Origin of the sequence: Microcystis sp. M090S1 (assembly GCF_020246295.1) — a bacterium.
Taxonomy (GTDB): domain Bacteria; phylum Cyanobacteriota; class Cyanobacteriia; order Cyanobacteriales; family Microcystaceae; genus Microcystis; species Microcystis aeruginosa.
Genome location: NZ_JADBTF010000483.1, coordinates 1 through 4,466 on the forward strand (window position 1 = coordinate 1; position 4,466 = coordinate 4,466).

6 protein-coding genes are annotated in these 4,466 nt (G+C 41.9%); 4 read left to right on the plus strand and 2 right to left on the minus strand.

Going from position 1 to position 4,466, the window contains the following annotated elements:
* From IM477_RS21260 to IM477_RS21270, 3 genes are all read left to right on the plus strand, one after another.
* Positions 1–268: zinc ribbon domain-containing protein (locus IM477_RS21260; protein WP_287733367.1), on the plus strand; the 268-nt coding region annotated here is incomplete at its 5' end.
* Positions 269–316: 48 nt separating this feature from the next.
* Positions 317–661 carry a pepsin/retropepsin-like aspartic protease family protein gene (locus IM477_RS21265; RefSeq protein ID WP_041803699.1) on the plus strand — a complete coding sequence of 115 codons (345 nt, stop codon included), beginning with the start codon at positions 317–319 and terminating at the stop codon, positions 659–661.
* Positions 662–817: 156 nt separating this feature from the next.
* On the plus strand, positions 818–1,072 hold the full coding sequence (locus IM477_RS21270) for a hypothetical protein (RefSeq protein WP_002755102.1): 255 nt from the start codon (positions 818–820) through the stop codon (positions 1,070–1,072).
* A gap of 206 nt (positions 1,073–1,278) precedes the next feature.
* On the opposite strand, the gene IM477_RS21275 is transcribed toward IM477_RS21270, so the two are convergent.
* Positions 1,279–2,175, minus strand: a complete 897-nt coding sequence (locus IM477_RS21275) for a restriction endonuclease (protein WP_002803771.1) — start codon at positions 2,173–2,175, stop codon at positions 1,279–1,281.
* A gap of 478 nt (positions 2,176–2,653) precedes the next feature.
* Positions 2,654–3,649 (minus strand): L-lactate dehydrogenase, encoded by a 996-nt coding sequence (locus IM477_RS21280; protein WP_002803774.1) that lies wholly within the window; start codon positions 3,647–3,649, stop codon positions 2,654–2,656.
* 391 nt (positions 3,650–4,040) lie between these two features.
* Here IM477_RS21280 and IM477_RS21285 point away from each other — a divergent pair, with 391 nt between their 5' ends.
* The gene (locus IM477_RS21285; protein WP_287733368.1) at positions 4,041–4,382 is read left to right on the plus strand and encodes a DUF952 domain-containing protein; all 342 of its coding nucleotides are present in this window, start codon (positions 4,041–4,043) and stop codon (positions 4,380–4,382) included.
* The last annotated feature ends 84 nt before the right edge of the window (positions 4,383–4,466 follow it).

The following is a 4,466-nucleotide window of genomic DNA, read 5'->3' on the forward strand; positions in this document are numbered from 1 at the left end:
GTATTTTGGCATTAAATACGGCCGATTAACTATTGCAGTTAATCCAGCCTATACTAGCCAAGAATGCTTTAATTGTGGTCGGTTAGTCAAAAAGTCTCTATCAGTCAGAACTCATGTTTGTTCCTGCGGATATGTGGAAGATAGAGACAAAATGGCGGCCTTGAATATACTCAAAAAAGCTACGATAGGGCATATCGGAAGCTGGTCGTCAGACCTAAACGCTTGGGGAGATTTAAGCTCTATTTTGGTTGGTAGAAATACCTGCTAAGACAACTTGAGTCAGTGAACCAAGAATCCCTCGCTTTTAGCGACGGGATTGTCAACATTGACATTAACTTATCAAAGTCAATCCTTGAATGTTTCGGGTCTCTTGGATACTGGCTCTAGTGTTAATGTGTTGCCCTATGAAATGGGTTTAGCTTTAGGTGCAGTCTGGGAAAACCAAAGGCTATCTCTGCCATTAGGAGGTAATTTAGCTAGATTTGAAGCTGGTGCATTGGTTGTTAAAGCTACTGTTGAGCAATTCCCCACCGTAGATTTAGCCTTTGCTTGGACACAAGATAAATATGCGCCGCTAATACTAGGACAGATGAACTTCTTTCTTGCCTTTGATGTCTGTTTTTACAGATACGACTTAGCATTCGAGATTAGTCAAAAATAGTTTAACTAGAAAAAAAGAGGTGCGTTACATTTCATTAACTAAGCAACCAGCGATCGCAGTTTCACCTCAAGCGATCGCCCTATGAAAAGAGATTAATTTGTCTAAAGATTTGCTAAACTGAGGACAATAATCGCTTATTTTCAAGGTGTTAACTAAATGTGGTGGCAAAGTTCTCGGTTAGACCGTATTGAAGCCAGTCTAGAGGCAAGTCAGCAGCGAATAGAGCGAATAGAAAGCAATATTGACAGATTAGCAGCAATCAGTGAGGCAACGAATCGGCGTATTGATCGGTTTGTGGAAGCTACTGCTCAACAAATGGAGGAATCTAAGGCTCGTATTGACCAACTGCAACAAGGGATGGAACAGCTTCAGCGTGCAGTTGGCTATTTTTTAAGTCAGGACGGTAACTAACGATCGCCTTTTCAAAAATCAAAAAACCCCGTTAGCTTACAATCACTTGCTTCAATGAATGAGCATGGTACTACGGCTAGAGAAAAAAGAGGTGCGTTACATTTCATTAACTACCAGAGCGGCGTGCTGCTACGCAGTGCCTTCGGCATCGCACTCAACCAACTAACTTGATACGGTCGGTGTGCAAGCGGATTGTTATGCAGCAGTCAGTTTCTTTCAAGAGTAACATCATTTTCCAATGGTGCAGCAAGTGTAATTATTAATTCTCCATGTCCTGTGCCATAGTCATAAGGCTCTAACTCTATATATTTGCCACGACCTTCTATGGCAAAGTGGTGAATAACTCGTGGCTTATGTATTAGTAATTCAACCGAAACATCTAAATGAATTTTGGCAATATCATCACCGTTCACGAGCAACTGGTTTTCGGGAAGTACCATCGTTATCTGAAATTGTATTGGGTATGCTCCTGGATCTAGCTTCGTGGTATCAATTTGCTTCAATGCCTCATCAAAGCCTTGGTTTGACTCTTCACCTAAAAATTCGTACAGATCTATCTCATTTCCATTGAAGATAGCTTTTGCTGTTGATATGTCAATTGTCATAAAAGAGGGGTCTATCTTGCCAATAGCGGAACGTTTTGTCAATTTTATGTCTCCATTAAACCCACTTCTACCTGTGACTAGCATTCGTGGATAATCGAGAGGAAAGTCTGATGCCAGAAGTAACTCGATGCGTTCATCCTTTGCAGCTTGAGCAGTAGCACCCTTGCTAAATCCTCTGGCGACGAAGAAGCCTTTCTGCGAGGATGTTGCTTGAATCTTTTCTGAAAAAACGATGATTTCATTTTTTCCTACATTCTGCTTCCAATTCTTGCACTCAAAGATGAATTTACTTTTATAGCCTTGAGCTACTGAAACTTCAACATATAGATCGATCTCATGCAGAACACCTTCAGCAATTACAATTTTTTTGTTTTCTACAACGAACTTATCTGGGTCTAGTGTTGAAGAATATTTGAGAATTGCTTCTTCTATACGTTTTACTGCACGTTCTAGATCATCCCCCTTTTGCTTCTTCATGTTGGCTTTAATAGAGTCCATGGATCTTAATTTCACTCCTTACTGGTTCGCATTCAAACAAGAGGTGACACCCATCAACTTAGATGACGAACTAAAAGTTCTCAAGCATCAACTCCATCAACGGAGGAGCTGCATAACCATTGATTATACAGAAACTTTCCGAATAACACTGCTGAGAGTAACGATATGTAAAAACTCTCGGCATATCACCCCATTTTAGGGCCATCGCCGGAACTTTTCCGCATATCATACCCAAGAGCATATTAGCCAGATTAAACAAACTCTTTTAAGTAGATTCCTAACAACAAGCTGCAATAAAATAGACTTTTCGGGAAGTCTAGCACTAATTGCTTCAGTCCACCCCACAATTACCTAATTTTCGGGGAAAAAGTGCCTAAAATTTCCCCTTGATCGCTCTTATGTTCGGCACTTTTTGAGGGCAAAAAAATCTAAAAATCTTAGCCAACAAGGTTTTTAGATTTATTCAGCCAACCCTAAGTTAAATTTTGAGTTGATCGATTAAATCGCGCATAATTTTGGCCGAATTATGTAACTGTTCCGTTTCTCTGGGACTGAGAGCAAGATTCAGAGTTTTAATCACTCCTTTCTCGTTAACCACCGAGGGAATACTTAAACACACATCTTTGAGACCGTATTGACCATCGAGGAGAGTGCTAATAGTCAGAATTCTTTCTTGGGAACGTAAAATCGCTTTAACGATATCTGTGGTAGCTAAACCGATCGCATAGCTAGTATAACCCTTGCGTTTGATAATTTCATAGGCGGCGTTTTTAACCTGAAGAAAAATTTCTGTTAAGCTTTCTTGGTCGGCCGCGCTTAAATCCTGCCAATCTCCTTCTAATAACCTTGCTCCTCCGATATTAGCCGAACTCCACACAGCAAGCTCACTATCCCCGTGTTCACCGATAATATAAGCGTGGACGTTACGCGCATCTACATGGAGTTGGGTGGATAAAAGAGAGCGTAAACGGGCAGAATCTAGCACCGTACCCGAACCAATCACCCTAGAGGGCGGAAAATGGGTGATTTTCAGGGTAACATAGGTCATGATATCGACGGGATTACTCACCACCAAAATCAAAGCACTGGGGCAGTAAACAGCCACATCCTCCAGAATACGGCGAAAAATCGCCACATTTCGCTCAAGGAGATGTAATCTGGTTTCTCCCTCTTTTTGGGCGGCCCCAGCAGTAATAATCACCACATCGGCATTTTGTCCCACATCGGCCACGGTTCCCATTTTCAAGTCTGTGGGTTCAATAAAAGGCATTCCGTGCCTTAAATCCATCACTTCCCCTTCGACTTTATCCGTGGCGATATCTTGCAGAATTAATTCATCAAAACAGTCTTGAATTAACATCGAGTAAGCGCAGGCCATCCCCACCTGACCAACACCGATAATTACCCCCTTGCGAGGACGCAGAGGAGCGGGTTTTTCAGCGTAGGGATTGGGAGTAAATATTTTATCTAGCATAGATTTTTGCAGTTATTGCCTCGGTAAGCTCATTTTAAGGGGAAATGGTTAATATCAGGTAAAAGGAGACTATAAAGGGTTTGCTGAATAATGGTAAAACCTTTTTAAAATAAGGCTTTTGACCTGTTAAAACCCGATGTTCATGCTGCGAAAATCGGATTGAGATCCTCAAAAACCTTGCATTATCCTTTTTTTAGTACAAAAATGGTACAGAAAGAGAGGGCAACAAAGCCTGAAACGACCGGCTCCCGACTCCTGACGACCGGCTACTGACTCCTAACCCCACCAACAAACTTTTTCAGCAAACCCTAGTTTAAGAGAATTGAGGGCTGCTGACAGCTTCAGGCTATATCCTAAAATTAGGGATAAAGTGACAGTAGGAGGCGAACCGATGATCTATCACATTACTACAGAAAGAGGTTGGCAAATAGCTCGTGAAATGGGGGAATATCGGGCGTATTCCCTAAAAAATGAGGGATTTATCCATTGCTCCACCTTAGACCAAATTCCGAAAGTTGTGGCCGCTTTTTATCAAAATCAGCCAGACTTGCTGGTTTTAGCCATTTCTCTCGAACAATTGCAGTCCCAGGTCAAATGGGAGCAGCCCCAGCATCCTAACCCAGAAAATGCCACTTTAGAGCTAGAAAAAGAGACCTTTCCCCATATTTACGGTGCTATCAACCTAGAATCGGTAGTTTTTGTCAAACCCCTAGAGGAGTTGCTCAATTCCTAAGTAGGGATGCACAATTATTTGTAGGATGGGTTAGCGGTAGCGTACCATGAGCGGGCGTTGGGTTTCATGCTTCAACCCAACCTA

Coding starts and splice junctions, on each gene's coding strand:
- IM477_RS21285 (WP_287733368.1), top strand. CDS start 4,041: ATGATCTATCACATTACTACAGAAAGAGGTTGGCAAATAGCTCGTGAA.
- IM477_RS21280 (WP_002803774.1), bottom strand. CDS start 3,649: ATGCTAGATAAAATATTTACTCCCAATCCCTACGCTGAAAAACCCGCT.
- IM477_RS21270 (WP_002755102.1), top strand. CDS start 818: ATGTGGTGGCAAAGTTCTCGGTTAGACCGTATTGAAGCCAGTCTAGAG.
- IM477_RS21275 (WP_002803771.1), bottom strand. CDS start 2,175: ATGGACTCTATTAAAGCCAACATGAAGAAGCAAAAGGGGGATGATCTA.